The following is a 26,877-nucleotide window of genomic DNA, read 5'->3' on the forward strand; positions in this document are numbered from 1 at the left end:
TTTGCTATTCGTGAAGGTGGTCGTACTGTTGGTGCCGGTATCGTCTCTAAGATCATTGAATAAATAATGCTTGTTGAGTGCTTTGATTATTGAAGGCACTTTGTATAACAGGGAAATAAAGAGCATGAACAGTCAAAATATTCGCATTCGCTTGAAAGCGTTTGATCATAGAATTCTTGATACGTCGACGCGTGAGATTGTATCGACTGCTAAACGTACCGGTGCAAATGTCCGTGGTCCCATTCCGCTTCCGACGCGGATTGAGAAGTTTACGGTCAATCGTGGACCGCATATCGATAAGAAGAGTCGTGAGCAGTTTGAGATGCGAACACATAAGCGTCTTCTTGACATTGTTGATCCAACGCCGCAAACAGTGGATGCGCTTATGAAGCTCGATCTTTCTGCTGGTGTGGATGTAGAAATTAAGCTCTGAGGTTTGAGGACGGAAGGAACAGACCCGATGCGTTCAGGTGTAATAGCACAGAAGCTGGGCATGACCCGTATTTATAATGATGCTGGTGAGCATGTGCCGGTGACGGTACTTCGTTTGGAGAATTGTCAAGTCGTTGCTCAGCGTACAGTTGAAAAGAATGGTTATACTGCTGTTCAATTAGGTGTAGGCTTTGCTAAGGTTAAAAATACTTCGCAAGCTCTTCGTGGACATTTTGCTAAGGCTTCTGTTGAGCCTAAAGCCAAAATAGCAGAGTTTCGTGTAAGTCCTGATAATCTTCTTGATGTTGGTACTGAGATTACAGTGGAACATTTTGTTCCAGGGCAAAGAGTTGATGTGACTGGTACCAGTATTGGTAAGGGGTTTGCTGGTGTTATGAAACGACATAACTTTGGTGGGCATCGTGCTTCCCATGGTAATTCGATCACACATCGTGCTCATGGTTCTACAGGACAGTGCCAAGATCCTGGTAAAGTTTTTAAAGGCAAAAAAATGGCTGGCCATATGGGGCAAGTGCGTGTAACAACACAGAATATTGAAGTTATTTCCACTGATAGTGAGCGTGGTTTAATTTTGGTGCGTGGTGCTGTTTCTGGTTCTAAAGGTTCTTGGATTTTGATACGGGATGCTGTGAAAAAGCGTCTTCCTGATAATGCTCCAAAGCCTGCCGGTATTCGCCGTCTTGTGAAGGAGAAAGCGGAAATGGTTACTCCGGTGACGGAAACCTCTGAAGTTGAGGGAGCCTAATAATGGATCTTGTAATTAAAACTCTTGATGGTAATGAAGCTGGTAAATTAAAGGTTTCTGAAGCTATTTTTGATCTTGTTCCGCGTGAGGATATTTTGCAACGTGTTGTTCGTTGGCAGCTTGCACGTCGTCAGCAGGGAAGTCATCAATCTCAAGGTCGTTCTGATGTGTCGCGAACAGGGGCAAAAATGTTTAAACAGAAAGGAACGGGACGTGCTCGACATTCATCTGCACGTGCACCGCAGTTTAGAGGTGGGGGTAAGGCACATGGACCAGTGGTTCGTAGCCATGCGCATGATCTTCCTAAAAAGATTCGTGCTCTTGGGTTGCGTCTTGCTTTATCTGCAAAATTAAAAGCAAAAGATTTAATTATTGTAGATGAGTTGACTGTTAAGGATGCTAAAACGAAAATGCTTGTTTCTCATTTTTCTAAGCTTGGATTTAATAACGCTCTCTTAATCGGTGGTAAAGAGATTGATATTAACTTTTTTCGTGCAGCCTCTAATATTCCGAATATTGACATTTTGCCTATTCAGGGAATTAATGTTTATGATATTTTGCGTCGCAGCAAACTTGTTTTATCAAAAGCAGCTGTTGAGGCTCTTGAGGAGCGTTTTAAATGACAGATCTTCGCCATTATGATATAATTATTAGTCCAGTTATTACTGAAAAGGCGACAATGATTTCTGAATATAATCAAGTTGCTTTTAATGTCGCGCCGAAAGCGACGAAGCCTGAAATTAAGGCTGCTATTGAAGCGCTTTTTAGCGTAAAAGTTAAAGCAGTTAACACGATAGTCCGTAAGGGTAAAGTGAAGCGTTTCAAAGGTATAGTTGGTCGGCAGAGTGATGTCAAAAAAGCGATCGTGACTCTGGCCAGTGGTCAGACTATCGACGTTTCGACAGGTCTTTAAGAGGCTCGGAGATAGGAATAATGGCACTTAAGCAATTTAATCCAACGACACCTGGGCAACGTCAGCTTGTTATTGTGGAACGTTCTTGTCTTTATAAGGGAAAACCTGTAAAGATGTTAACTGAAGGTTTATCTTCAAAGGGTGGACGTAATAATCGCGGTCGTGTTACTGCTCGTTTTCAGGGTGGTGGACATAAACGAAGTTATCGGTTTGTCGACTTTAAGCGTCTTAAACGTGATGTTTCAGCAAAGGTTGAGCGTTTAGAATACGATCCTAATCGTACCGCTTTTATTGCTTTAATCCGCTATGAGGATGGGCAATTGAGTTATATTCTTGCGCCACAGCGACTTGGTGTTGGTGATTCTGTTATGGCTGGTTTAAATGTGGATGTTAAACCGGGTAATGCTATGCCTCTTGCTAATATGCCTGTAGGTACAATTATTCATAATGTTGAGATGAAACCAGGAAAAGGCGGACAGATTGCACGTTCAGCAGGTGCTTATGCGCAGTTGGTTGGACGAGATCACGGTATGGCTATTCTTCGTTTAAATTCTGGTGAACAGCGTTTGGTTCCGAGTAGCTGTTTTGCAACTGTTGGCGCTGTTTCAAATCCTGATCATGGGAATATTAATGATGGTAAGGCAGGTCGGTCGCGTTGGCGTGGTAAACGACCACATGTTCGTGGTGTTGCTATGAACCCTGTTGATCATCCACATGGTGGTGGTGAAGGTCGTACATCGGGGGGGCGTCATCCAGTGTCTCCTTGGGGTAAGTCTACGAAAGGTAAGCGTACGCGCTCCAATAAAGCCACTGATAAGTTTATTATGCGTACGCGTCATCAACGCAAGAAATGAGAAAGGTAGTCTGAAGTGGTTCGTTCAGTTTGGAAAGGTCCGTTTGTTGACGGCTATCTTCTTGGTAAAGCAGAGAAGGTACGTGCAAGTGGGCGCAATGAAGTTATAAAAATATGGAGTCGTCGCTCTACTATTTTGCCGCAATTTGTTGGTTTAACTTTTGGTGTTTACAACGGTAATAAGCATATTCCTGTTTCTGTTTCTGAAGAGATGGTTGGGCATAAGTTTGGTGAGTTCGCTCCTACCCGGACTTATTATGGTCATGGTGCCGATAAAAAAGCGAAGAGGAAGTAGGAATGGGAAAAGCTAAAGTTTCGCGCCAGCTTAAAGATAATGAAGCAAGAGCTGTCACACGGACAATTCGTGTTAGTCCGCAGAAGCTTAATTTAGTTGCTGCAATGATTCGTGGTAAAAGAGTTAATGTCGCTCTGGCTGATTTGATGTTTTCACGCAAGCGTATTGCTGGTACTGTGAAAAAAACGCTTGAATCAGCAATTGCAAATGCAGAAAATAACCACGATCTTGATATTGATTCGCTTGTTGTGGCGGAAGCTTATGTTGGTAAGTCGATAGTGATGAAGCGCTTTCATGTTCGTGGTCGAGGGCGTGCGAGTAGAATTGAACGTCCGTTTTCGCATCTTACTGTTATTGTTCGTGAAGTTACCGAAAAAGTGGAGGCCGCGTAATGGGTCAGAAGATCAATCCAATAGGACTTCGTCTTGGTGTTAATCGGACTTGGGATTCTCGTTGGTATGCTGATAGTGGTGAATATGGGCGCCTTCTTCATGAAGACTTGAAAATTCGTTCATATGTGCTTGAGGAGCTTAAACAGGCGGCTATTTCTAAGGTCGTTATTGAGCGTCCTCATAAAAAGTGTCGTATTACGATTCATTCTGCACGTCCTGGTTTGATTATTGGTAAAAAAGGTGCTGATATCGAAAAGCTTCGTCGTAAACTCTCAGAAATGACGGATGCTGAAACTTCATTGAATATTGTGGAGATTCGTAAACCGGAGATTGATGCGACAATTATTGCGCAATCAATTGCTCAACAGTTAGAGCGTCGTGTTGCTTTTCGTCGTGCAATGAAGCGTGCTGTTCAGTCTGCTATGCGTCTTGGTGCGGAAGGTATTCGTATCAATTGTTCTGGCCGTCTTGGTGGTGCTGAAATTGCTCGTATGGAATGGTATCGTGAAGGTCGTGTTCCACTTCATACCTTGCGTTCTGATGTTGATTACGGTACAGCAGAAGCTAAGACCGCTTATGGTATTTGTGGTATTAAAGTTTGGGTCTTTAAGGGTGAGATTCTTGAGCATGATCCGATGGCTTCAGAACGTCGTGCTACGGAAGCTGATCAATCTGGTTCTTCATCGAATCGTCGCCGCGAAAATGCTTAGTTTTGAGATTGAACTAAAATTTGGAGTAGAGAACAATGTTGCAGCCAAAGCGCACAAAGTTCCGTAAACAGTTCAAAGGCCGTATTCACGGTTTTTCGAAGGGTGGTACGGATTTGAATTTCGGTGCCTACGGTTTGAAGGCTGTTGAGCCGGAGCGGGTTACGGCTCGTCAAATTGAAGCGGCGCGTCGTGCGATTACACGTTATATGAAGCGTTCTGGTCGTGTGTGGATTCGCATTTTTCCAGATCTTCCGGTTACATCTAAACCGACTGAAGTTCGTATGGGTAAAGGTAAGGGAAGTGTTGATTATTGGGCTGCGCGTGTTGCTCCTGGGCGTATCATGTTTGAGCTTGATGGTGTTCCGGAGGATGTTGCACGTGAAGCACTAAGATTGGGTGCTGCAAAGTTGCCTATAAAAACGCGTTTCATCCAGCGTATTGCTGAATAATTGAGGTTAAGCGATGAGAGCCACAGAATTACGGGCGCAAACGCTCGATCAAATGAAAGATGAATTGGCTAAGTTAAAGAAAGAGCAATTTAATTTGCGTTTTCAAAAAGCAACAGGTCAATTAGAAAAGACTGCGCGCGTTAGACAAGTTCGTCGTGATATTGCGCGTATTAAAACTTTTCTGCGTCAAAAGATAAGTGAAACTAAGGTTTAAGGAAATAAGAGATGCCTAAACGCGTTTTGCAGGGTGTTGTTATTAGCGACAAAAGTGATAAGACTGTTGTTGTCAAAGTTGAGCGCCGTTATTCTCATCCGCTTCTTAAGAAGACTGTTCGGCAGTCTAAAAATTACAAAGCGCATGACGAAAACAACCAATTCAAGATTGGGGATCAAGTTTCTATTCAAGAATCTAGACCAATTTCGAAAGATAAATGTTGGATTGTTGTAAAAGACAATGTAGCGTAATGAGTTGAGTTTATTGTTTTAGAATTTAACAGTGTTTTTATCATTGATAAATTTGAAAGCGATGACTTTATCGTTATTTGGCAGGCAAATCCGAGTGTGTAAAAGGTACAGTCGGATATATGTGTTAAGAGAAGGTGGCCAGTCATGATTCAGATGCAAACAAACCTCGATGTTGCTGATAATTCTGGAGCGCGTCGTGTCATGTGCATCAAAGTGTTAGGCGGTTCAAAGCGAAAATATGCTTCGGTCGGTGACATTATTGTTGTTTCGGTTAAGGATGCAATTCCTCGTGGCCGTGTTAAAAAAGGTGATGTTATGAAAGCTGTTGTGGTTCGTACTGCTAAGGATATTCGTCGCGCAGATGGTAGTGTCATTCGTTTTGATGGTAATGCTGCGGTTTTAGTGGATAATAAAAAAGAGCCGATCGGCACTCGTATCTTTGGACCTGTTCCTCGCGAATTGCGTGGTAGGAATCATATGAAGATCATCTCGCTTGCTCCTGAAGTTCTGTAAGGAGTGAATGTTATGCAGAAGATTCGAAAAGGTGATAAAGTTGTCGTTTTGTCCGGTAAGGATAAAGGATGTAGTGGTGAAGTAATTAAGGTTAGTCCAAAAGAGAACAAGGCTTTTGTTCGTGGGGTTAATATGATTAAACGTCATCAACGTCAAACGCAGAAGCAAGAAGCTGGAATTATTTCTAAAGAAGCTCCGATTCATCTGTCTAATTTGGCGATTGCTGATCCTAAAGATGGTAAGCCTACACGTGTAGGCTTTCGTATGAATGCAGATGGTAATAAGGTGCGTTTTGCCAAGCGTTCGGGAGAGTTGATTAATGGCTGAGGAAAGACAAATACCGCGTATGAAAGCGCATTATTTTGAAGTAATTCGTAAAGTGCTTCAAGAGAAGTTTAATTACAGAAATGCGATGCAAATTCCGAGGATTGATAAAGTTGTAATAAATATGGGGATAGGTGAAGCAACTGCTGATTCGAAGAAGCCTTCCCTTGCTGCTGAGGATTTGGGGCTAATAACGGGTCAGAAGGCTGTTGTTACGCGTGCACGTAATTCTATTGCAACCTTTAAGGTTCGTGAAGGAATGCCTCTTGGAGCTAAAGTTACATTGCGTAAAGATCGTATGTTTGAGTTTTTAGATCGTCTTGTTACGATTGCTCTTCCGCGGGTTCGTGACTTTCGTGGTTTAAATCCAAAGAGTTTTGATGGTCGTGGCAATTTTGCTATGGGTATTAAAGAACACATTGTGTTTCCAGAAATCAACTATGATAAAGTTGATCAAATTTGGGGCATGGATATTATTGTTTGTACGACAGCAAAAACGGATGATGAAGCTCGTGAGTTATTGCGTGCTTTTAATTTTCCTTTTCGTTCGTAACGGCAAACGTAGTGAGGTGAAATTATGGCCAAAGTAAGTGCCGTTGAAAAAAATAAGCGTCGTGAGGTGATGGTAAAACGTTATGCTGCCCGTCGTGCACGTTTGAAAGCAATAGTTATGGATCAGAAGGTTTCTCTTGAAGAACGTTTTAAAGCTTCTGTTCAGTTGGCAGAGTTGCCGCGTAATTCTTCGAAAGTTCGTATTCGTAATCGCTGTGAGGTTTCAGGTCGTCCGCGAGCTTATTATCGCAAATTAAAAATGTCGCGAATTGCGTTGCGTGAGCTTGGCTCTATTGGCCATATTCCTGGTATTGTAAAGTCTAGTTGGTAAGAGGAGATTATTTAATGTCTATGTCAGATCCTCTTGGTGATATGTTAACACGTATTCGTAATGCACTTGGTCGTAAAAAAGGTAAAGTAGTTACTCCAGCTTCGAAGCTTCGTGCGCACGTTCTTGATGTTCTTCAGTCGGAAGGTTATATTCGCGGATATAATCAAATTGATTTAGGTGATGGAAAAGCGGAGATTGAAATCGAATTGAAGTATTTTGAAGGGCTGGCTGCTATTCGTGAGATTTCACGTGTATCAAAGCCAGGGCGTCGTGTGTATGTTTCTGCTAAGTCACTTCCTCAGGTGGCAAATGGCCTTGGTATTTCGATTTTATCGACTCCTAAAGGCGTTATGGCAGATCATGAGGCGCGTGAACAGAATGTTGGTGGAGAACTCCTTTGTCGTGTTTTCTAAGTTATGTCAAGAAAACGGAAGAAAAAGTAGGTTAGAACAATGTCTCGTATTGGAAAGAAACCCATTTCAATTCCTTCTGGAGTTACTGCTACTGTTGAAGGTCAGCTGGTTAAGGCAAAAGGTCCAAAAGGTGAGCTGAGTTACGTCGTCAATGATGAAGTCTTAGTCAAACTTGAGGAAAATATCATATCAGTTATGCCGCGGGATCAGTCAAAAGATGCGCGTTCTAAATGGGGTATGTCGCGCTCAATGATTGAGAACATTTTTTGTGGTGTGAAAGATGGCTTTGAAAAGAGGTTGGAGATTAATGGGGTTGGTTATCGTGCTGCTTTGCAGGGTAAGGATGTTCAACTATCTCTAGGCTTTTCGCATGATGTGGTTTATAAAGTTCCTTCGGGTGTTACTGTGACTGTTCCTAAGCCAACGGAAATTGTTGTTTCTGGAATTGATAAACAGCAAGTTGGACAGGTTGCAGCGGAAATTCGTGAGTATCGTAGGCCTGAGCCTTATAAAGGTAAAGGTGTTAAGCATGCAGATGAGCGTATCTTCCGTAAAGAAGGTAAAAAGAAATAAGGATTTTGTATTATGGTTTCATCTAAGGACATTATCCAACGTCGTGCAAGGCGTGTTCGTCGTAGAATTAAAATGGTTTCTCATGATCGTCCTCGGCTTAGTGTTTATCGTTCAAATCAGAACATTTATGCTCAAGTTATTGATGATTCGCGGGGATGTACACTTGTTTCAGCCTCTACTCTTGAAAGTGATTTAAAAAAGTCGTTAAAGAGTGGTGCGGATAAAAAAGCTGCTTTTGCTGTTGGTAAGTTAATTGCTGAGCGTGCGAAGAAAGCGGGTGTTAATGAGGTGGTTTTTGATCGTGGAGCGTATGTGTACCATGGTCGAGTCAAAGCTTTAGCTGAAGCTGCTCGTGAAGGTGGTTTGAATTTCTAAAATTTCTTATTTATGAATGAGTAAGGAGTGTTTAGAGTATTTCGTTTGAGTTCTTTCAGTTTGATGAGGGACTTTGTTATCGTGCTTCCGGAAAAGAAAAAGGAATGAGGAATGGCACAAAAAGAACGTGGTGATAGAGAAGAACGCGATAGTGAATTTGTCGATAGGCTCGTGCATATCAATCGTGTTGCTAAAGTTGTAAAGGGTGGTCGGCGTTTTGGTTTTGCTGCTCTTGTTGTCGTTGGAGATCAAAAAGGGCGTGTGGGTTTTGGACATGGTAAAGCCCGCGAAGTTCCAGAAGCCGTTCGTAAAGCAACGGAATCTGCAAAACGTGGGATGATTTATGTTCCGCTTCGGTCTGGGCGTACATTGCATCATGATCTTGAGGGTCGTCACGGAGCTGGGCGTGTTTTGCTACGTTCGGCTTCTGCTGGTACTGGTATTATTGCTGGGGGACCGATGCGTGCTATTTTTGAAGCTCTTGGTATGCAGGATGTCGTTGCAAAATCGCTAGGATCGTCGAATCCTTATAACATGGTTCGTGCAACATTTGATGCATTGAAACATCAAATGCATCCTAGAGATATTGCTGCTCAACGTGGTATAAAATATTCGACTTTGCAGGCGCGTCGTCGCCATTTAGTCGACCTAGAAGGGTAGTTTCTGAGATTATCAGAAAAGGAATTAGAAAATGGTTCAGAAAAAATCTCAGAGTGGTAAAACTGTGACGGTGGAGCAAATTGGAAGCCCTATTCGAAACTCACAGATTCAGCGTGCAACCTTAAAGGGGCTTGGACTAAATAAAATGCGTCGTCGGCGCGTTTTAGATGATACACTTTGTGTGCGGGGTATGATTGCTCGGGTTCGGCATCTTGTTCGCGTTATAGATGAAGGTTAAGGGTTGCGGGAGTATTAGATATGAAACTCAATGAACTGCGTGACTGCGAAGGCGCAATAAAAAATCGTAAGCGTGTTGGGCGTGGTATTGGTTCCGGTACGGGTAAGACTGGTGGTCGTGGTGTAAAAGGGCAAAAATCACGTTCTGGTGTTTCCCTTAATGGTTTTGAGGGTGGGCAGATGCCTATCTATCGTCGTTTGCCAAAACGTGGGTTTAGAAATTTCTTTGCCAAAATCTACAATGAAGTTTCACTAGGACGTATTCAGTTGGCAGTTGATGCAGGTAAGTTGAATATTGAAAAGCCTGTTGATATGATTGCTTTGAAAGAGGCTGGTATTATTCGTCGTGAAAAAGATGGGGTTCGTCTTCTTTCTGATGGTGATTTGACGGCTAAGATTACCTTTCATGTTTCTGGTGCTTCACAAGCTGCTCGTGTTAAGATTGAAAAAGTGGGTGGTCAAGTTATTCTTCCTGATATTGCTCGATAATTTTTTAATATGAATCGAGACCTAAAGAAGAATTACATCTGCTTTGTGGAATCTTTTGTGGAGAATTGTTTAATTTCTGCATTTATTTGTGTATGCATATATGAATTTTAGGATTATACTTCTGTGATTTAAAGAACTGGAGTGTGAAGTGGAGACGTTTTATGGCATCAGCAGCAGAGCAATTTGCTTCCAATATAAACTTCGGTACCTTTTCGCGTGCAACTGAATTAAAAAAACGCATCTGGTTTACTCTGGCGGCACTTCTTGTATATCGTTTTGGCACTTATATCTCTCTTCCAGGTATTAATATTGATGCTTTACGGCAAACATTTGAGCATCATGCATCGGGTGTATTAGGACTCTTTAATATGTTTGCTGGGGGTGCTGTTGGGCGTATGGCAATTTTTGCTCTAGGCATAATGCCTTATATTTCAGCGTCTATTATTGTACAATTATTAACATCTATTATTCCTTCTTTGGAAACTCTTAAAAAAGAAGGGGATTTAGGTCGTAAGATTATTAATCAATATACGCGTTATGTAACAGTCGTATTGGCAATTCTACAAGCTTTTGGTATCGCGGTTGCGCTTGAAAGTGGTATAGGGACAGGGCTTCAAATTGTTTTAGAACCAGGTCTTATGTTTCGTGTCTCTTCTGTTATTACACTTGTTGGTGGGACAATGTTTCTCATGTGGCTTGGCGAGCAAATTACGTCACGCGGTGTTGGTAATGGAGTTTCTCTTATCATTTTTACAGGGATTGTAGCTAACTTTCCTTCTACTTTTGCTCAGCTTTTGACAGCTCATAGCCAGGCTGATTTATCAACTTTTCTTTTAATAGCAATCGTTCTTATTGCGGTTTTGGTTATTGGGCTTATTGTTTTTATAGAGCGCGCCCAACGGCGAATTCTTATCCAGTATCCGAAACGTCAGGTCGGTAATCAAATGTTTCAAGGAGATATGTCGCATCTTCCTTTAAAGTTGAATACTGCTGGTGTTATTCCACCTATTTTTGCTTCATCTTTATTATTATTACCTGCCACTATTAATAATTTTTCTGATAAAATGCCACAATGGGTTCAGGCAATTTCTTATTCTCTTGGTCATGGACAGCCACTTTATATGATTATTTATGCATCTTTAATGGCGTTTTTTTGCTTTTTTTATACAGCTATTGTGTTTAATCCAAGTGATACTGCAGATCAGTTGAAAAAGCATTCTGGCTTTATTCCAGGGATTCGTCCAGGTGAGCGTACAGCCGAATATATTGATTATGTTTTGACGCGTATTACTGTTGTGGGCGCTGTTTATATTATCTTGGTTTGTTTGTTACCTGAATTTATGATATCTGCATTACAGGTTCCTTTTTATCTTGGGGGAACATCCTTGTTGATTGTTGTTACTGTTACACTTGATACGGTTTCTCAAATTCAGGGGCATCTTGTTGCTCACCAATATGAAGGGTTGATAAAAAAATCAAAACTTCGTGGAGGTAGAAGGAATCGATGAGAGTTATTCTTTTAGGTCCTCCTGGAGCGGGAAAAGGTACGCAAGCAAAAATGTTGACTGAGGAATATAACATTCCTCATTTATCAACAGGAGATATGTTGCGTGAGGTGATTGCCAAAGAAACGGAGATTGGTAAAAAAGCTAAAGCTATTATAAGTTCTGGTGCTTTGGTTCCTGATAGTATTGTTAACCAAATCGTATCAGATCGGATTGATGAAGCTGATTGTGTCAATGGTTTTGTTTTGGATGGGTATCCGCGAACTGTGGGGCAGGCGGAAGCGTTGCAACAGATACTAGATTCAAAAAATATGCGGCTTGATGCTGTTATTGAGTTGTGTGTTGATGAAGACATGTTGATTGAACGTATGAAGAAGCGTGTTGAGGAAACAATAGCGGCTGGTGAACAGGCTCGTTTAGATGACAATCCTGTTGCTTTTGCAAAAAGATTAGTAGAATATCGTGAAAAAACAGCTCCCTTATCAAAATTTTATTCAGAGAGGGGAATGTTGAAGGTTATTGATGGAATGATTGGTATTGCTGAAGTGACACGTATGATTAGAGGTTTTCTTTCATGAGATTTTTTTTAGAAATAAATGAAAAGAGTTGACTTTTGAGATGAAATCTATCAGAAGTAAATTTAATTTATTTTAGTGAAATAAGAGGATTCGGAAGAATTTTTTCTGAGTCTATTTTTTTTCTGTAAGGTATATCAGGTATTTTATAACAATTTGTCAAAATAACTAAGGAGAGTAGGCGTGGCTCGTATTGCTGGCGTCAATATCCCGACAAATAAGCGTGTAATTATTGCGCTTCAATATATCCACGGGATTGGACCAAAATTTGCTCAAGAAATTATTGAAAGAGTTGGTATTCCTTTGGGGCGTCGTGTGCATGAGCTTTCAGATGCTGAGGTGCTGCAGATTCGTGAGGCGATAGATCAAGGTTATCAAGTTGAAGGTGATCTTCGTCGTGACGTTGCTATGAATGTTAAGCGTTTGATGGACCTTGGTTGTTATCGGGGATTGCGTCATCGTCGGTCTTTGCCTGTTCGAGGGCAGCGTACGCATACGAATGCTCGTACGCGTAAAGGTCCGGCTAAGGCAATTGCTGGTAAGAAGAAATAAGGGCCTTTGTGGAAGGTTTTTATATATTCTTTTTCTTGTTTGATTTGTTTGACAAGGAAAAAAGGTGGAGCTGCTGATGTTACGGCAGTGATGAGATCGTTGAAAGGGAAATTATGGCCAAGGAAGCCACACGTGTTCGTCGTCGCGAACGTAAAAATATTTCATCGGGTGTTGTGCATATTAATTCAACATTTAATAACACAATGATTACGATTACTGATGCTCAGGGTAATGCAATTGCTTGGTCATCTGCGGGGGCTCAGGGGTTTAAAGGTGCACGTAAATCGACACCTTTTGCCGCTCAAGTTGCTGCGGAGGATTGTGCAAGAAAAGCGCAAGAGCATGGTATGCGTTCTTTGGAAGTTGAAGTTTGTGGACCTGGATCAGGGCGTGAATCTGCTCTACGTGCATTGCAATCTGTTGGTTTTGTCATTACTTCTATTCGCGATGTAACACCAATTCCTCATAATGGATGTCGTCCGCGGAAAAGGCGGCGTGTTTAATTGGGTGTTGTTTTTTGTTGTCGGAGATTTCTCTGATGTTCACATTGGTCGTTACGATTGAATGGTAACGGAACTAAAGAACGGGAATAAAAATATGATCCAGAAAAACTGGCAGGAACTTATTAAACCCAATAAGGTTGAATCATGTGCGCATGATAATCCAAATATTATAAGTGTGATTGCTGAACCTCTTGAGCGTGGTTTTGGTTTAACGTTAGGAAATGCGCTTCGTCGCGTGTTGTTATCTTCGCTTCGTGGTGCTGCTATTACTGCTGTGCAGATTGACGGTGTCTTACATGAATTTTCATCGATTCCAGGTGTGCGTGAGGATGTTACGGATATTATTCTGAATATAAAAGAAATTGCGCTTCGTATGGAAGAAGAAGGGCCTAAACGTGTCGTCGTTTATAAAGAGGGGCCTGGTGTCGTGAAAGCGGGAGATATCAGTACAGTTGGGGATATGGAAATTCTAAATCCAGATCATGTTATTTGTACTCTTGATGAAGAAGCTGAAATTCGCATGGAATTTATTGTCAACACAGGAAAGGGGTATGTTCCATCTGATCGTAATTGTGTTGATGATGCACGTATAGGGCTTATTCCAATTGATAGTCTTTATTCACCAATCCGTAAGGTATCTTATAAAGTAGAAAATACACGCGAAGGTCAAGTTCTCGATTATGATAAATTAACGCTCACGATTGAAACAAACGGTGCTGTTAATGGTGAGGATGCTGTTGCTTTTGCAGCGCGCATTCTTCAAGATCAATTATCGTTATTTATTAACTTTGAAGAGCCACAGAAGGAGCCTGTTGAAGAGGCTGACTCTGAGCTTTCTTTTAATCCTGCACTTCTCAAAAAAGTGGATGAATTAGAACTTTCAGTTCGTTCGGCAAATTGTCTTAAGAATGATAATATTGTCTATATTGGTGATCTGATTCAAAAAACAGAAGCTGAAATGCTTCGGACACCGAACTTTGGTCGCAAATCGTTGAATGAGATTAAAGAAGTTTTGGCGTGTATGGGTTTACATCTTGGGATGGAAATTCCGGCGTGGCCGCCTGAAAACATTGATGATCTTGCAAAACGTTATGAAGATCAATATTAGAATTAGAATTTAAGGAGAGGGCTTATGCGCCATAGTAAGTCAGGACGTAAGTTAAATCGTACTGCCAGTCACCGTAAAGCGATGTTTGCAAATATGGCAACTTCGTTGATCGAGCATGAGCAGATTGTGACAACGCTTCCAAAGGCTAAAGAAATTCGTCCTATTGTTGAAAAACTCGTTACTCTTGGTAAGCGTGGTGGTTTGCATGCGCGTCGGCAAGCGATTGCAGCACTTCGTGATGCAGGAAAGGTTGCAAAATTATTTGATACGCTTGCGCCGCGTTATGCGTCACGCAACGGTGGGTATTTGCGTATTATGAAAGCGGGGTTTCGTACCGGAGATAATGCACCAATGGCTGTTATAGAATTTGTTGATCGTGATGTTGAAGCGAAGGGTGCTGGGGATCGTGCTCGTATAGAAACTTCTGAGAATGAAAAGGGGACATCTTCATAAAGTTTTTTTATCTGTTGGATTTTTAAAGGCCGCCTTGTCTTGGGCGGTTTTTTTGTGAGCATTTTTAAGTTTGTTTTAGTTGAGAAATAGGTGGAGAGAGAAAATTATAGAATATTGAATTATCTTATTTTTATAATATTTATTGTTCAAATAGGTTGTTTTTATTCTCTATTATGAAATATTAATAGAAGTCCTTAGTTTGCGGGGATGCGTTTTTTATTCTATTAATCTTCAACAGAATGTGCTGATTTTATAAGGAGTGGATTATGAGGTATTCTTTTTGGGTGCGGATTTTTTTTGCAATTATGATGCAGATATCATTTGATCATGTATATGCTCATGTTCCTCAAACACAAACAGAAATCACTCTTTCATTTGCTCCTTTAGTTAAAAAGACAGTTCCATCTGTTGTAAATATTTATGCCGCTCGACAAATTAGAGCACGATCACCTTTTGAAGGTGATCCATTTTTTGAGCAATTTTTTGGTCGTTTTCAAAATAATTTTCCTGTCCGTAAGCAATCGTCATTAGGATCAGGGGTGATTGTTGATGCACGTGGTTTGATTGTTACAAATTACCACGTCATTAAAGATGCAAGCGAAATTAAAGTGGCTTTTTCTGATGGGCGAGAGTTTGAGAGTAAGGTCGTGCTCAAAGATGAAGCGACTGATATTGCAATTCTTGAAGTTAAGGAAAAAGATGCTCAATTTCCCGTTTTGCCTTTGGGAAACTCTGATACTGTTGAAGTTGGTGATCTTGTTCTTGCTATTGGTAATCCTTTTGGTGTTGGTCAAACAGTTACAAGTGGTATTGTTTCAGCGCAAGCGCGTACACGTGTTGGGATTTCTGATTTTGACTTTTTTATTCAAACAGATGCTGCCATTAATCCAGGGAATTCGGGTGGCGCTTTGATTGATATGAAAGGTGAGTTAATCGGGATTAATACGGCTATTTATTCGCGTTCCGGTGGTTCTGTAGGGATTGGTTTTGCTATTCCGGTTAATCTTGTAAAAGTGATGCTTGATACTGTTAAACGCGGTGGAAAATATTTTGTACCGCCTTATATTGGGGCTTCTTTTCAAAATGTTACAGCTGATATTGCTGGTGGTTTAGGTTTAGAACGTCCCTATGGTGCTTTGATTATTGAGGTTATCAAAGATAGTCCTGCTGAAAAAGCTGGATTGAAAGTAGGTGATGTTATTTTAAGTGTGCAGGGGGTACGCGTTGACAGTCCAGATAGTCTTGGGTATCGTTTGATGACAGCTGACGTTGATCATAGTCTTGCTTTGGAATATTTACGGAGTGGAAAAACTTTAAAAACACAAATAACAGTTTCATCGATATCAGAAACTGCATTTTTAAAATCTGAAAAAATTACGGGTGACAGTCCTCTTGCTGGTGCTGAAGTGTTAGATTTAACACCGCAAAATAGTCAACGTTTTCATCTTCCTATATCGGCAAAAGGGGTTGTGATTACCAATCTTGATGAAATGAGCAATGCTGCTGGAATTTTTCAGTCAGGAGATATCCTACGTGTTGTAAATGGCCATAAAATTCAAACAGTTCATCAGTTGAAAAAGATTCTTATGCAAGCGCGTTCGCGTACTTGGCAATTGGAATATGAACGTGATGGGATGTATATTCGCCAATTTATTCGTTGAGGTTTTTTTTGAAGAAAGATTTTTTTACTTCGTCGTTTGATCTTCAAGTTAATAAAAGTCAGCCACTTGCAGAAAGAATGCGCCCTTGTTCTCTCAATGATGTTGTAGGACAAAAGCATTTGATTGGAGAGGATGGTTTGCTTTCACGTATGGTGGCAGCTGGCTCAATTGGATCGATGATTTTTTGGGGACCTCCAGGGACGGGAAAAACAACCGTTGCACGTTTGTTGGCCCTTGAAACAAATTTCGCGTTTGAACAAGTTTCTGCTATTTTTACAGGAGTTTCTGAACTTAAAAAGATTTTTGAAGTTGCGCAAAGACGTTTTATGTCTGGGGATAAAACACTTCTTTTTGTTGATGAAATTCATCGGTTTAATCGTGCACAGCAGGATAGTTTTCTTCCTGTTATGGAAGATGGTACTGTGGTCCTTATAGGTGCAACAACCGAAAATCCTTCTTTTGAACTTAATGCTGCCCTTCTTTCGCGTGCACGTGTTTTAACATTTCTTTCTCATGATCATGAAAGTTTGGATATGCTTTTGAGGCGTGTTGAAGAAGTGGAGGGAAAATTTCTTCCCTTGGATAATGATGCCAGAGACGTTTTGATAGAGATGTCTGATGGTGATGCACGGGTAGCGTTGACATTGGCAGAGGAAGTTTGGTCTATTGCGCCATTAGGAGAGATTCTTGATGTTGTTGCTTTGCAAAAGGTTATTCAGCGTCGTGCACCCATTTATGATAAAGGACGAGAAGGGCATTATAATCTCATTTCAGCTTTGCATAAATCTGTTCGTGGATCTGATCCTGATGCGGCGCTTTATTATTTGGCACGTATGTTGGATGCTGGTGAAGATCCTCTCTATATTGGGCGAAGATTGGTTCGTATGGCTGTTGAAGATGTTGGTTTGGCAGATCCTCAAGCTCTTGTCATCTGTAATGCGGCAAAGGATGCCTATGATTATTTAGGGTCTCCTGAGGGAGAATTGGCGTTGGCACAAGCTTGTCTTTATGTTGCAACTGCGCCAAAGTCAAATGCAACATATCTCGCGTATAAAGCAGCATTGCGTTGTGCACGCAAAAGTGGTTCTTTGCCGCCACCTAAGCATATCCTTAACGCACCTACGAAATTTATGAAGGAAGAAGGGTATGGAAGTGGTTATTGTTATGACCATGATGAACCAGACGCTTTTTCAGGACAAGAATATTTTCCCGAAAAACTTGGACGTCAGAGTTATTATAAACCAGTTGAGCGTGGTTTTGAGCGTGAAATTGTGAAACGTCTTGAGTGGTGGCAACAGTTGCGCAAAAAACGTAAAGATCAAAATAAAATTTGAGTTGAAATACGTTTTTTCTTGATCTTGGATTTATTGTTTTATCTCTTATATTATTGTATGAGAGATTTAGCTTATATTTTAAACATTTATTGCATTGCTTGTAGAGGTTTTTTTTGATATCTTCGAAAGTACATATTTTGTCAAATTTAAATATATCATTCAACTTTTAAGCTGCTTTATTTTTTTGTTTTTATTAAATAATATATTGATTTATAATGATAATTTACTGTTTCGTAAGTTGAATGAAGGTCTCAAATACCGTAAATTTTTCTCATTCCAAGCCTGTTATTTGTTGAATCAATCAAATCATTCGCTTGCAGGTTACAAGCAGGATTAGCGTGTAATAAAAACTGTACAAGAAAGGACTAAAAAATCCCTCTTATGAATTGTCTCAAGTGCCGAGAGCTGTCGCAATATTGGAGGATGATAAATAGTGTGATGGTTCCAGCTTTCTCCTTCTATAGTGTAAAGATGGTGGCGCCCAAAGGGTTTTGCAGTATACCACATTCATAGGTGTTGTCACAAAATGAGCTTAGAAGTTTTGAGAGATGTTTCTTAAATCAAGTGTATGAATATGCAACACAATGGCGTTTTGTTCTTCGATGCAATAGGGTATGAGGTTGATTGATGATGCGTTTTTTTTGTGATCAATAGCAGGAGAATTCTTAGTCTCTCAAGTATTTAATCAAAGGGATAAGCAGAAGGGCTGTAGAACATTGTGTTTAAAATTAAATTGTTCCTTTTCTAGAGAGATATAAATATGTTAACTTGCTCTCCTATGGAAGTATTGTTTTATTGGAATTTATTTTGTGTCATAAGATAAGCAATGCCAATTCTTTATTGTGATGGTCATGAATGTTTATGGGCATAATGTGAAGATAAGAATGAAAATAGTCTGTGAAAATCTAAACTCAAGCCTTTAGTTAAATTAAAAGTACAGTGTACACTAAGGTTTTAGGTTATTATGAATCGGTCAAGGATATAATCGTGGATAAAACAAAAGCTCTCGATGCTGCTCTCTCACAAATTGAACGTTCTTTTGGTAAAGGCTCGATTATGCGTCTTGGGCAAAAAGAGCAGGTTGTTGAAATCGAAACAGTTCCAACAGGGTCGTTATCCTTGGATATTGCTTTAGGGATTGGTGGATTACCGAAGGGGCGTATTGTTGAGATTTATGGACCAGAAAGTTCTGGGAAAACAACATTGGCTCTCCATGCTATTGCTGAGGCACAGAAAGGTGGTGGGATTTGTGCTTTTATTGATGCAGAGCATGCGCTTGATCCTATTTATGCACGTAAACTTGGTGTTGATTTAGAGAATTTGTTCATTTCTCAGCCAGATACCGGTGAACAGGCATTGGAAATTACGGAGACATTGGTTCGTTCTGGTGCAGTTGATGTGCTTGTTGTGGATTCTGTTGCAGCTTTAACACCGCGAGCAGAAATTGACGGTGAAATGGGTGATGCTTTGCCCGGATTGCAAGCTCGGTTAATGAGTAAAGCGTTACGAAAATTAACCGCAGCAATTTTTCGCTCTAACTGTATGGTTGTTTTTATTAATCAAATTCGCATGAAAATTGGTGTGATGTTTGGTTCTCCTGAAACGACAACGGGTGGAAACGCTTTAAAGTTTTATGCTTCTGTTCGTTTAGATATTCGTCGCATTGGATCCATTAAAGATAGGGATTCAATCGTTGGTAATCAGACGCGCGTTAAAGTGGTGAAAAATAAATTGGCACCTCCATTCAAACAGGTTGAGTTTGATATTATTTATGGTGAAGGTATTTCCAAAGTAGGTGAATTGATTGATTTGGGTGTCAAGGTTGGCATTGTGGAAAAATCTGGTGCATGGTTTTCTTATAATTCTCAGCGTTTAGGACAGGGACGTGAAAATGCAAAGCAGTTTTTACGTGAACATGCGGAAGTCGCAGCAGAAATTGAAGCGGCTTTGCGCCAAAATGCTGGTTTGATTGCCATTGAACTGCTAGAAAATGCAGGGTCAGAAAATACAGAAAGTGATGAAGCTATTTGATGGGGCGTTTTTTTCGTCTATATTTTTTTTCCTTTAAGATTTTTCTGTTTTTTGTTTGAGTTTTTAAATACGCAGTCATTTTATTCTCAATTTTTTAAAACAAATATTCCATTTTTGATTAAATTGACTCCATGCGTGGCGAAGAGGATTTAATGAGGGGGAATTTTTCTTTTATGGTTTTGTGCTGTATTGAGCAGGTGTCAACATGAATAGTGTTAATAATATTCGGTCAACATTTTTGGATTATTTTCATCGTAATGGGCATAAAGTTCTTTCTTCTAGCCCTCTCGTTCCACGTAATGATCCTACACTTATGTTTACAAATGCAGGGATGGTGCAGTTTAAAAATGTTTTTACTGGGCTTGAACAGCCCCCTTATACGCAGGCAACAACGGCACAAAAATGTGTTCGTGCAGGTGGAAAGCATAATGATCTTGATAATGTTGGTTATACGGCGCGCCATCATACATTTTTTGAAATGCTGGGTAATTTTTCTTTCGGTGATTATTTTAAAGAAGAAGCCATTTTTTTATCATGGAATCTTTTAACAAAGGAATTTTGCCTGCCAAAAGATAAATTATTGGTGACAGTTTATCAGAGTGATGATGTTGCTGCCGAACTGTGGCGTAAAATTTCTGGTCTTCCAGATGAAAAAATTGTTCGTATTGCGACGGCTGATAATTTTTGGTCGATGGGAGAAACAGGACCTTGTGGACCTTGTTCGGAGATTTTTTATGATCATGGTGATGAAATCTGGGGCGGTCCTCCTGGAAGTGCTACTGAAGATGGGGATCGCTTTATTGAGATTTGGAATCTTGTTTTTATGCAGTATGAGCAAGTTTCCAAGGAAGAACGTGTTAACTTACCTCATCCTTCTATTGATACAGGCATGGGATTAGAGCGTATTGCTGCTGTTTTACAGGGTGTTCATGATAATTATGACATTGATCTTTTTCGTGCATTAATTGCTGCGTCAGAAGAAATTACAGGGATTGAGGCAAAGGGTGATTTTATTGCCAGCCATCGTGTTATTGCTGATCATCTTCGCTCATCTGCATTTTTGATTGCTGATGGTGTGCTTCCTTCTAATGAAGGAAGAGGATATGTTTTACGTCGTATTATGCGCCGTGCTATGCGTCATGCCCATCTTTTTGGTGCTAAAGAGCCCTTAATGTGGCGACTTTTGCCTGCTTTAATTCGCGAAATGGGACAAGCTTATCCTGAATTGGTGCGTGCAGAATCTTTGATTTCAGAAATTTTGAAGTTAGAAGAAATACAGTTTCGTAAAACGCTTGAACGAGGACTTGGTTTGTTGAACGAAGCAAGTACTAATCTTAAAGAAGGGGACTATTTGAATGGTGAAGTTGCTTTCAAGCTCTATGATACCTATGGTTTTCCGCTTGATTTGACGCAAGATGTTTTGCGGCGTCGTGGAATATCTGTTGATGTTGATACCTTTGATAAAGCGATGGAACGCCAAAAAGAGGAAGCGCGTGCCAATTGGTCTGGTTCTGGGGAAGCTGTAACAGAAAAGATCTGGTTTTCTGTTCGTGATCAAGTGGGGGCTACAGAATTTTTGGGTTATGAAACAGAAAAAGCTGAAGGAATTCTTACAGCTCTTGTGTGTGATGGTAAAATTGTTGATCATATTTCTTCAGGTCAGAAAGCTATGCTTGTTGTTAATCAGACGCCTTTTTATGGTGAATCTGGTGGGCAAATTGGTGATAGCGGTATTATTTCTGGTGAAAATTTTATTTTTGAGGTGCATGATACCCAAAGAAAGGGTGATGGTGTTTTTATCCATATTGGGGAGGTGAAATCTGGTCAGGCATCGAGGTCTGATTGTGTCGAATTAACGGTTGATATTGTTCGTCGTAAGAAAATTCGTGCGAATCACTCTGCTACTCATTTGTTACACGAAGCTTTACGCCAAATATTGGGGGATCATGTTACTCAAAAGGGCTCTCTTGTATCGCCAGATCGGTTGCGTTTTGATTTTTCTCATCCAAAATCCGTTTCACCAGAAGAGTTGAAAAAAATAGAAGATTTAGCCAATGAGATTGTTTTGCAAAATAGTAAGGTCGTAACGCGTCTCATGGCTGTAGATGATGCAATTTCTGAAGGAGCCATGGCATTGTTTGGGGAAAAATATGGTGATGAAGTTCGCGTTGTTTCTATGGGGGAGCTCCTTGAACTGGGAGGATTAAAAAAGCGTTGGTCAATTGAGCTTTGTGGAGGGACTCATGTGGAGCAAACAGGTGATATTGGTTTAATTCATATTGTTTCTGAAAGTTCTGTTTCAGCTGGAGTGCGGCGTATTGAAGCTTTAACAGGCAAAGAAGCACGTCTTTATCTTAGCCGCCAAGATGAGCGTATTCATGAAATTGCTGATCTTTTAAAAACTTCTTCTGCTGGTGTGGAAGAACGGGTGCGAATTTTGCTTGATGATCGTCGTAAACTTGAAAAAGAGTTGAATGATGTACGCAAGAAAATGGTGTTGAGCGGTGGAGTAACAGAAAGAAGCCAAGGTGATATTACCATCATCAATGGGCTTTCTTTTACTGGACGCGTTGTTAAAAATATTTTACCACGGGATCTTAAGGCACTCGTCGATTCTGAGAAAAAACAAATTGGATCTGGAGTGGTTGCTTTTATTAGTGTCACGGAGGATGGAAAAGGGAGTGCTGTTGTCGGCGTTACAGATGATTTAACGGATAAGTTAAATGCTGTAGATCTCGTTCGTATTCTTTCAGCGATTCTTGGTGGTAAAGGTGGAGGTGGCCGTTCTGATATGGCACAGGCTGGTGGTCCTGAGGGGAACAAAGCTGATGAGGCATTTGCGGCATTAAAAGATTTTCTTGAAAAAAATTAAATTAAATCATTCTGCATAGGTGTTTTTCACATTGTTATATTGGGTTGGCATCTATGTATCATGAATATCTGTCTGGTGTATTTCTGAAATGCAGATACAGCGTAATTGGGGAAAATACAATTGTAAAGATAAAGACAGTGTTTGTCTTTATCACCACTGTATCATTTGGCTTTATAGCTTCCAAGCGTTTCAGGAGTCACTTTTTTAAGATAAGATAGATTATGCAGCACTTCATGCTTTGCTGTGTATTCTTTTACTGGGAAGAATAGTTATTATGTTGCTCTTATAGATTTTTTGAAGAAATATCTCTTTTTATGAAAGGAATAGTACAAGATTTATTGCATACGATTATCCTTATAAAGTTATAAGCTGTCATTATTCTATTAGTTTTCAAATGAATAAAATCTCTTTCCTTGAAAAGACTTATAAAAGAGTTGTTATATCTTAGAGCTATTGTTTTCATTTTGCTTGTTATGTACACAGTTTTTGGTTTATTATTAAAAGGTTTTGAAAAGAATATTCTCCTATCTTTATAAATCTTTATTTCAAGTTATAAAGTAATGAATTATCAATATAAATCAAAGGAATATCACATAAATCTAAAGATTTAGATTAATATTTAATTTATTTATGATAAAATTGCTTTAATACATTGAGTTATAATGATAATTTATCATTTTATCTTTTGAATAAGAGCTACGAATATTCGTAGGATTTTATTATTTCAAATTCTGTGTATGTTAAATTAATCAAAACCACTCACGAATGTCGTTGTGAAATGGGCTTAAGAGCATTGAGAAATGTTTCTTAAAAAAATCATATGAATGTGCAAAACAATGATGTTCTGTTCTTTATGCGAGGACTATAAAGAACGTGATAAACAAAAGTGCAAAGCAATACATAATATTCATTATTTAAAAGATATTTCTTTAGTTCGTTTTGAAATTCGTAAAGCTGAGTAAAAAGAAGACGGTAAAACTGGAAATTGTTTTTACCTTTACATTTTCCCTAAATGAGAATGTATACTCGTCAATATATACAGATATAGGGAAATATTTTTGTCCCAATCTAGTAAAATTGCAATAGCAGAGAAAATACTAAACTGTTTTAATATTTGTCTTAAATACCTAAAATGGATTGTGGCATTTTTAGAAATCTTTTTACTTGTATCATATAAGCACTCTTATTGTATTGAAGAGACAGTTTTTGCATAAGATCTATGAAGAGTATCGTTTTTATGAAGCTATGGCTTCATGTAAGGGAATAACATTTTCTCCTTCTCTTTCTAGTGGTTTGATTGTTAAACCACTTGCCTTTAAAAAATTAGAGAAACGTCCCCCTTTATCGATTAATTCTTGAAAGTTTCCTTTTTCCATTAAGTGACCATGATCCAGAAAGAGTATCACATCAGCATTGCGTACTGTTGAGAGGCGATGTGCTATAATAAAAGTAGTACGGTTATGGCTTATGCAATCGAGAGCATCTTTGACACGTGCCTCTGTTTCAACATCAAGAGCGCTTGTTGCTTCATCTAGAATGAGAATAGGGGCATTTTTTAAAACAGCGCGTGCAATTGCTAGTCGTTGTTTTTCTCCACCTGATAATTGAGATCCTCGTTCGCCCACCATTGTATTATAACAGTCAGCTTTTTTTAGAATAAAATCGTGAGCTTCTGCTATTTTTGCGGCTTCATAAAGTTCTTCATTCGTTGCGCTCGCTTTTCCTATTGAGATATTGTCATGAATAGTACGGTTGAAAAGACCCGAGTCTTGAAATACTGTTGCTAAAGATTTGCGTAAAGATTCGCGATTGATCGAGCATATATTTATTCCATCAATGGAGATATGCCCAAGGGTAGGGTCGTATACGCGCTGCAACAGATTGATCAATGTTGTTTTTCCAGCCCCTGTTGGTCCTACAATCGCAACAGTTTGTCCTGCTTTAACCTCAAAGGAAATATCAAAAACACCTTGAGAAGAATTTGGGAATTGATAGGTCACGTGATGAAATTGTATGGCGCCTTTAACATTTTGGAGGGAAGGAAGATTTTGCGGTTCGTTAATATGAAAGGTTGAGTCTTCCATTTCAAAAAATTCTTGCAGTTTTGCTTGTGAGGATATTGCACAATTAATAAAATTGCTCATTTGGTCTAGGCGGCTAATCATGAGTTGTGCAAATCCAACAAAAGCAACGACTTCACCTACCCGTAATTGATCTTTTGCAACAAAAAAAGCTCCAAGGAGAAGAACACAAACGATTGAAATTGTTGAAGCCATTCGATTTAAGCCACTGGCGAGCGCCCACCAATTGAGAACAGGATTTTGTGCTTTAAGAAGAGCATTTGTATGTTGATGCAGTATAGAAGTTTCTTCTTTTATTCGGTTATAACTTTGTACAATGGAAACATTAGAGATTGAATCACTGACATGTTTAAAAAGGTTGTGGTGGTAGCATTCTACAGCGGCTTGTCCGTCTTTTGTTTTTCGCATCACTAAACGTGCAATTAATACATAAATGATGGCAAGCACAACCAAGACTATTGAAAGACGCCAATTCATATTAAAGGCTATGGGGATGAGAACCAATAAGGCGACAAGTGTTGAGAGATGTTGGCGCATAAAATCAAGCCATATGGTTGACATGGAATCTATAGCGCGCAAAAGTGTATGGAGTGCGTTGGAAGTCCCACGTTGTTGATGCCAAATTAAAGGCATGGCAATGATACGTTCGAAAGATTCCGTTAAAACTGTTAAGCGACGTCTATGGGCTAAGCGGTCTGCACCGCGAGCAACAAGGACATAAGCGATAATATGTGAAAGTCCAAAACCAACCCAAATGGCAAGAGTAGGGAGGATAGCTAATTTTTCTGTAATAGAATCAATAACGCGTCCAAATAAAATAGGTTCTGCAATGGTGATAATCGCTAACATAACATTAGCAGTACAGATTAAAAGGGATGCATTTTTTTCTCTGTTTAGGTAAGTGAGAACACGTGCATAGGTTTTGAATAAGGACACTGTTAATTATCTCCATTCGCTGTTAAGCGTAAAGGCTGTTGATTTTTATAACGCTTAATTTTTAGCTAATAAAATTTGAACGTTAAGAAAAGGCAATTTTGGATACTAACTGTAATATGGTGTGATAAAGCCAACTAAAATATGAATTTTTGTGTTTATAAAGGCGCAAAAATAGACATCAGGCAAGGGAACTTTTATGGCAGGCGTAGAAATAAAAAAAGTTGAGGCAGATGAAAATGGAATGCGCTTAGATCGCTGGTTTAAAGTGCATTATCCAGGACTTGGGTTTGGAATTTTGCAAAAATTGTTGCGTTCTGGTCAGATACGGGTTGATGGTGGACGTGTTAAAGCCGATACGCGTCTTTGTATAGGGCAGTCTGTTCGTATTCCACCTCTCCCTATTGATGACAAAGAAAGTCTTCCAATAACGGATAAAACCCTCCGTGGGCAGGATGATGGAACCGTTTTGAAAAAAATGCTGCTTTATGAAGACCCAAAGGTATTTGTTTTTAATAAACCAGCTGGGTTGGCTGTACAAGGAGGCTCTGGTTTAACACGTCATATGGATAGTATGCTTGAGGTATGGCGCAATAAAAAAGGTGAAAAGCCACGTTTGGTTCATCGTCTTGATCGTGAGACGTCGGGGGTGCTTATTGTTGCGCGATCAAGGGGAGCTGCTCAGTCCTTAACAGCTGCTTTTAGAGCGCGAGAAACAAAAAAGACTTATTGGGCGTTGGTTCGGGGTGTGCCTAAAAAAAAGCAGGACAAAATTTCAACGTGGATGGTTAAGGAAATGACTGCACAAGGTGACAAAATGCGTGTTTGTGAACATGGGGAGCCAGATTCACATCATGCGGTTTCCTACTATCGCGTTTTAGATACGCGAGGGCGGACTCTTTCGTGGCTTGAAATGGAACCCTATACTGGGAGAACACATCAGCTTCGTGTGCATGCTGCCCATATGGATCATCCTATCATTGGCGATACAAAGTATTTTTTTTCTGATAGTAATTGGACATTACCAGGAGGAATTCAAAATCGTCTTCATCTTCATGCACGTCGTATTCGTATTCCTCATCCTTCAGGAGGAATATTGGACATTGTTGCACCTTTACCACCTCATATGGTTCAAAGTTTTAATCTTTTGTCTTTTAATGAGAGTGATGCTGAAACCGACTAAACAAACTTCATTTGTTCTTTTTGATTGATACAAATTTTGTCTATAAATTTGATAAGATGAATAGGGCATCATTTGAAGAAAGTTTTTGATAAGTCAATCGCTATGAGAAAATTATGTTTTTGAGTGATGAAATTTTCGAATATCATGGCTTTCTTTCTACAGCTCTTTATCCATATTGATTGTATTGTTATTTTTTGGATATGGTGTATCGTTTAATAATCTGAGTTTATGAAGCTGCTCCTTTGAATTATCTATAGAGGTCATATTGGGAAGGCGTGTCTGTTGAGGGAGATGAGTTAGATAAAATCTGAAAGATATTTACTAAAATAGAGAAAGCGATTTTA

Annotated in this window: 33 protein-coding genes and 1 pseudogene; 33 read left to right on the forward strand and 1 reads right to left on the reverse strand. The window is 39.7% G+C overall.

What is annotated here, in order from left to right; all coding sequences use genetic code 11:
- From ACFIJJ_RS02360 to alaS, 32 genes and pseudogenes are all read left to right on the forward strand, one after another.
- Positions 1-63, forward strand: a pseudogene (locus ACFIJJ_RS02360) (elongation factor Tu); the annotation flags it as partial.
- 61 nt (positions 64-124) lie between these two features.
- Complete coding sequence (gene rpsJ / locus ACFIJJ_RS02365) at positions 125-433, forward strand: 30S ribosomal protein S10 (RefSeq protein ID WP_005773267.1); 309 nt, start codon at positions 125-127, stop codon at positions 431-433.
- A gap of 27 nt (positions 434-460) precedes the next feature.
- On the forward strand, positions 461-1,198 hold the full coding sequence (gene rplC, locus ACFIJJ_RS02370; RefSeq protein WP_273791404.1) for a 50S ribosomal protein L3: 738 nt from the start codon (positions 461-463) through the stop codon (positions 1,196-1,198).
- A gap of 2 nt (positions 1,199-1,200) precedes the next feature.
- Complete coding sequence (gene rplD, locus ACFIJJ_RS02375; protein WP_273791405.1) at positions 1,201-1,821, forward strand: 50S ribosomal protein L4; 621 nt, start codon at positions 1,201-1,203, stop codon at positions 1,819-1,821.
- Positions 1,818-2,111 carry a 50S ribosomal protein L23 gene (locus tag ACFIJJ_RS02380; RefSeq protein ID WP_273723987.1) on the forward strand — a complete coding sequence of 98 codons (294 nt, stop codon included), beginning with the start codon at positions 1,818-1,820 and terminating at the stop codon, positions 2,109-2,111. The genes rplD and ACFIJJ_RS02380 overlap by 4 nt, the downstream gene beginning before the upstream one ends.
- A gap of 20 nt (positions 2,112-2,131) precedes the next feature.
- Entirely contained in the window at positions 2,132-2,965 is an 834-nt protein-coding gene (rplB, locus tag ACFIJJ_RS02385; RefSeq protein WP_375645804.1) for a 50S ribosomal protein L2, read from the forward strand.
- Positions 2,966-2,980: 15 nt separating this feature from the next.
- Complete coding sequence (rpsS, locus tag ACFIJJ_RS02390) at positions 2,981-3,259, forward strand: 30S ribosomal protein S19 (protein ID WP_004855734.1); 279 nt, start codon at positions 2,981-2,983, stop codon at positions 3,257-3,259.
- A gap of 2 nt (positions 3,260-3,261) precedes the next feature.
- The gene (gene rplV, locus ACFIJJ_RS02395) at positions 3,262-3,651 is read left to right on the forward strand and encodes a 50S ribosomal protein L22 (RefSeq protein WP_375645805.1); all 390 of its coding nucleotides are present in this window, start codon (positions 3,262-3,264) and stop codon (positions 3,649-3,651) included.
- The gene (gene rpsC, locus ACFIJJ_RS02400) at positions 3,651-4,361 is read left to right on the forward strand and encodes a 30S ribosomal protein S3 (RefSeq protein WP_273791408.1); all 711 of its coding nucleotides are present in this window, start codon (positions 3,651-3,653) and stop codon (positions 4,359-4,361) included. Before rplV ends, rpsC begins: the two co-directional genes overlap by 1 nt.
- Before the next feature lie 35 nt (positions 4,362-4,396).
- Positions 4,397-4,810 (forward strand): 50S ribosomal protein L16, encoded by a 414-nt coding sequence (rplP, locus tag ACFIJJ_RS02405; protein WP_375645806.1) that lies wholly within the window; start codon positions 4,397-4,399, stop codon positions 4,808-4,810.
- Positions 4,811-4,823: 13 nt separating this feature from the next.
- Positions 4,824-5,024 carry a 50S ribosomal protein L29 gene (gene rpmC / locus ACFIJJ_RS02410; protein WP_273791410.1) on the forward strand — a complete coding sequence of 67 codons (201 nt, stop codon included), beginning with the start codon at positions 4,824-4,826 and terminating at the stop codon, positions 5,022-5,024.
- A gap of 11 nt (positions 5,025-5,035) precedes the next feature.
- Positions 5,036-5,275, forward strand: a complete 240-nt coding sequence (gene rpsQ / locus ACFIJJ_RS02415) for a 30S ribosomal protein S17 (protein ID WP_012231991.1) — start codon at positions 5,036-5,038, stop codon at positions 5,273-5,275.
- Positions 5,276-5,419: 144 nt separating this feature from the next.
- Positions 5,420-5,788 (forward strand): 50S ribosomal protein L14, encoded by a 369-nt coding sequence (gene rplN / locus ACFIJJ_RS02420; RefSeq protein WP_004859184.1) that lies wholly within the window; start codon positions 5,420-5,422, stop codon positions 5,786-5,788.
- Positions 5,789-5,800: 12 nt separating this feature from the next.
- Positions 5,801-6,115, forward strand: a complete 315-nt coding sequence (gene rplX / locus ACFIJJ_RS02425; protein ID WP_375645808.1) for a 50S ribosomal protein L24 — start codon at positions 5,801-5,803, stop codon at positions 6,113-6,115.
- Entirely contained in the window at positions 6,108-6,665 is a 558-nt protein-coding gene (rplE, locus tag ACFIJJ_RS02430) for a 50S ribosomal protein L5 (protein WP_375611477.1), read from the forward strand. The genes rplX and rplE overlap by 8 nt, the downstream gene beginning before the upstream one ends.
- A 24-nt stretch (positions 6,666-6,689) precedes the next feature.
- Positions 6,690-6,995, forward strand: a complete 306-nt coding sequence (gene rpsN, locus ACFIJJ_RS02435) for a 30S ribosomal protein S14 (RefSeq protein WP_005773283.1) — start codon at positions 6,690-6,692, stop codon at positions 6,993-6,995.
- 14 nt (positions 6,996-7,009) lie between these two features.
- On the forward strand, positions 7,010-7,408 hold the full coding sequence (gene rpsH, locus ACFIJJ_RS02440; protein WP_015856577.1) for a 30S ribosomal protein S8: 399 nt from the start codon (positions 7,010-7,012) through the stop codon (positions 7,406-7,408).
- Between the two features lie 39 nt (positions 7,409-7,447).
- On the forward strand, positions 7,448-7,981 hold the full coding sequence (gene rplF, locus ACFIJJ_RS02445; RefSeq protein WP_273791413.1) for a 50S ribosomal protein L6: 534 nt from the start codon (positions 7,448-7,450) through the stop codon (positions 7,979-7,981).
- A 12-nt stretch (positions 7,982-7,993) separates the two neighbouring features.
- The gene (gene rplR, locus ACFIJJ_RS02450; protein ID WP_375622342.1) at positions 7,994-8,356 is read left to right on the forward strand and encodes a 50S ribosomal protein L18; all 363 of its coding nucleotides are present in this window, start codon (positions 7,994-7,996) and stop codon (positions 8,354-8,356) included.
- Between the two features lie 111 nt (positions 8,357-8,467).
- A complete protein-coding gene (rpsE, locus tag ACFIJJ_RS02455; RefSeq protein ID WP_375622343.1) occupies positions 8,468-9,016 on the forward strand; it encodes a 30S ribosomal protein S5 in 549 nt (182 codons plus the stop codon).
- 31 nt (positions 9,017-9,047) lie between these two features.
- Positions 9,048-9,254, forward strand: a complete 207-nt coding sequence (rpmD, locus tag ACFIJJ_RS02460) for a 50S ribosomal protein L30 (RefSeq protein WP_375611481.1) — start codon at positions 9,048-9,050, stop codon at positions 9,252-9,254.
- A gap of 20 nt (positions 9,255-9,274) precedes the next feature.
- On the forward strand, positions 9,275-9,742 hold the full coding sequence (gene rplO, locus ACFIJJ_RS02465) for a 50S ribosomal protein L15 (RefSeq protein WP_375622344.1): 468 nt from the start codon (positions 9,275-9,277) through the stop codon (positions 9,740-9,742).
- 161 nt (positions 9,743-9,903) lie between these two features.
- Positions 9,904-11,250: a preprotein translocase subunit SecY gene (gene secY, locus ACFIJJ_RS02470; protein WP_375622345.1), complete on the forward strand. Its 1,347-nt coding sequence runs from the start codon at positions 9,904-9,906 to the stop codon at positions 11,248-11,250.
- Positions 11,247-11,825, forward strand: a complete 579-nt coding sequence (locus tag ACFIJJ_RS02475) for an adenylate kinase (RefSeq protein ID WP_375622346.1) — start codon at positions 11,247-11,249, stop codon at positions 11,823-11,825. Before secY ends, ACFIJJ_RS02475 begins: the two co-directional genes overlap by 4 nt.
- 180 nt (positions 11,826-12,005) lie before the next feature.
- On the forward strand, positions 12,006-12,374 hold the full coding sequence (gene rpsM / locus ACFIJJ_RS02480; protein ID WP_375622347.1) for a 30S ribosomal protein S13: 369 nt from the start codon (positions 12,006-12,008) through the stop codon (positions 12,372-12,374).
- A gap of 113 nt (positions 12,375-12,487) precedes the next feature.
- Positions 12,488-12,877, forward strand: coding sequence for a 30S ribosomal protein S11 (gene rpsK, locus ACFIJJ_RS02485; protein ID WP_007347762.1), 390 nt, complete (start codon positions 12,488-12,490; stop codon positions 12,875-12,877).
- A 94-nt stretch (positions 12,878-12,971) separates the two neighbouring features.
- Positions 12,972-13,985, forward strand: coding sequence for a DNA-directed RNA polymerase subunit alpha (locus ACFIJJ_RS02490; protein WP_375622348.1), 1,014 nt, complete (start codon positions 12,972-12,974; stop codon positions 13,983-13,985).
- 24 nt (positions 13,986-14,009) lie between these two features.
- Positions 14,010-14,438 (forward strand): 50S ribosomal protein L17, encoded by a 429-nt coding sequence (gene rplQ, locus ACFIJJ_RS02495; protein ID WP_375622349.1) that lies wholly within the window; start codon positions 14,010-14,012, stop codon positions 14,436-14,438.
- 266 nt (positions 14,439-14,704) lie between these two features.
- Positions 14,705-16,099 (forward strand): DegQ family serine endoprotease, encoded by a 1,395-nt coding sequence (locus ACFIJJ_RS02500; protein ID WP_375622350.1) that lies wholly within the window; start codon positions 14,705-14,707, stop codon positions 16,097-16,099.
- A gap of 8 nt (positions 16,100-16,107) precedes the next feature.
- Positions 16,108-17,433, forward strand: a complete 1,326-nt coding sequence (locus ACFIJJ_RS02505) for a replication-associated recombination protein A (protein ID WP_375622351.1) — start codon at positions 16,108-16,110, stop codon at positions 17,431-17,433.
- Positions 17,434-18,420: 987 nt separating this feature from the next.
- The gene (gene recA, locus ACFIJJ_RS02510; protein WP_375622352.1) at positions 18,421-19,464 is read left to right on the forward strand and encodes a recombinase RecA; all 1,044 of its coding nucleotides are present in this window, start codon (positions 18,421-18,423) and stop codon (positions 19,462-19,464) included.
- A 205-nt stretch (positions 19,465-19,669) separates the two neighbouring features.
- Complete coding sequence (gene alaS, locus ACFIJJ_RS02515; protein WP_375645809.1) at positions 19,670-22,336, forward strand: alanine--tRNA ligase; 2,667 nt, start codon at positions 19,670-19,672, stop codon at positions 22,334-22,336.
- Between the two features lie 1,235 nt (positions 22,337-23,571).
- Here the strand turns inward: alaS and ACFIJJ_RS02520 are convergent.
- Positions 23,572-25,353 (reverse strand): glucan ABC transporter ATP-binding protein/ permease, encoded by a 1,782-nt coding sequence (locus ACFIJJ_RS02520; protein ID WP_375645811.1) that lies wholly within the window; start codon positions 25,351-25,353, stop codon positions 23,572-23,574.
- A gap of 196 nt (positions 25,354-25,549) precedes the next feature.
- Here ACFIJJ_RS02520 and ACFIJJ_RS02525 point away from each other — a divergent pair, with 196 nt between their 5' ends.
- On the forward strand, positions 25,550-26,533 hold the full coding sequence (locus tag ACFIJJ_RS02525) for an RluA family pseudouridine synthase (RefSeq protein ID WP_375622355.1): 984 nt from the start codon (positions 25,550-25,552) through the stop codon (positions 26,531-26,533).
- Positions 26,534-26,877: the final 344 nt, after the last annotated feature.

Origin of the sequence: Bartonella sp. TT29SHDZB, from assembly GCF_042193395.1 — a bacterium.
In the GTDB taxonomy this organism is placed as follows: domain Bacteria; phylum Pseudomonadota; class Alphaproteobacteria; order Rhizobiales; family Rhizobiaceae; genus Bartonella.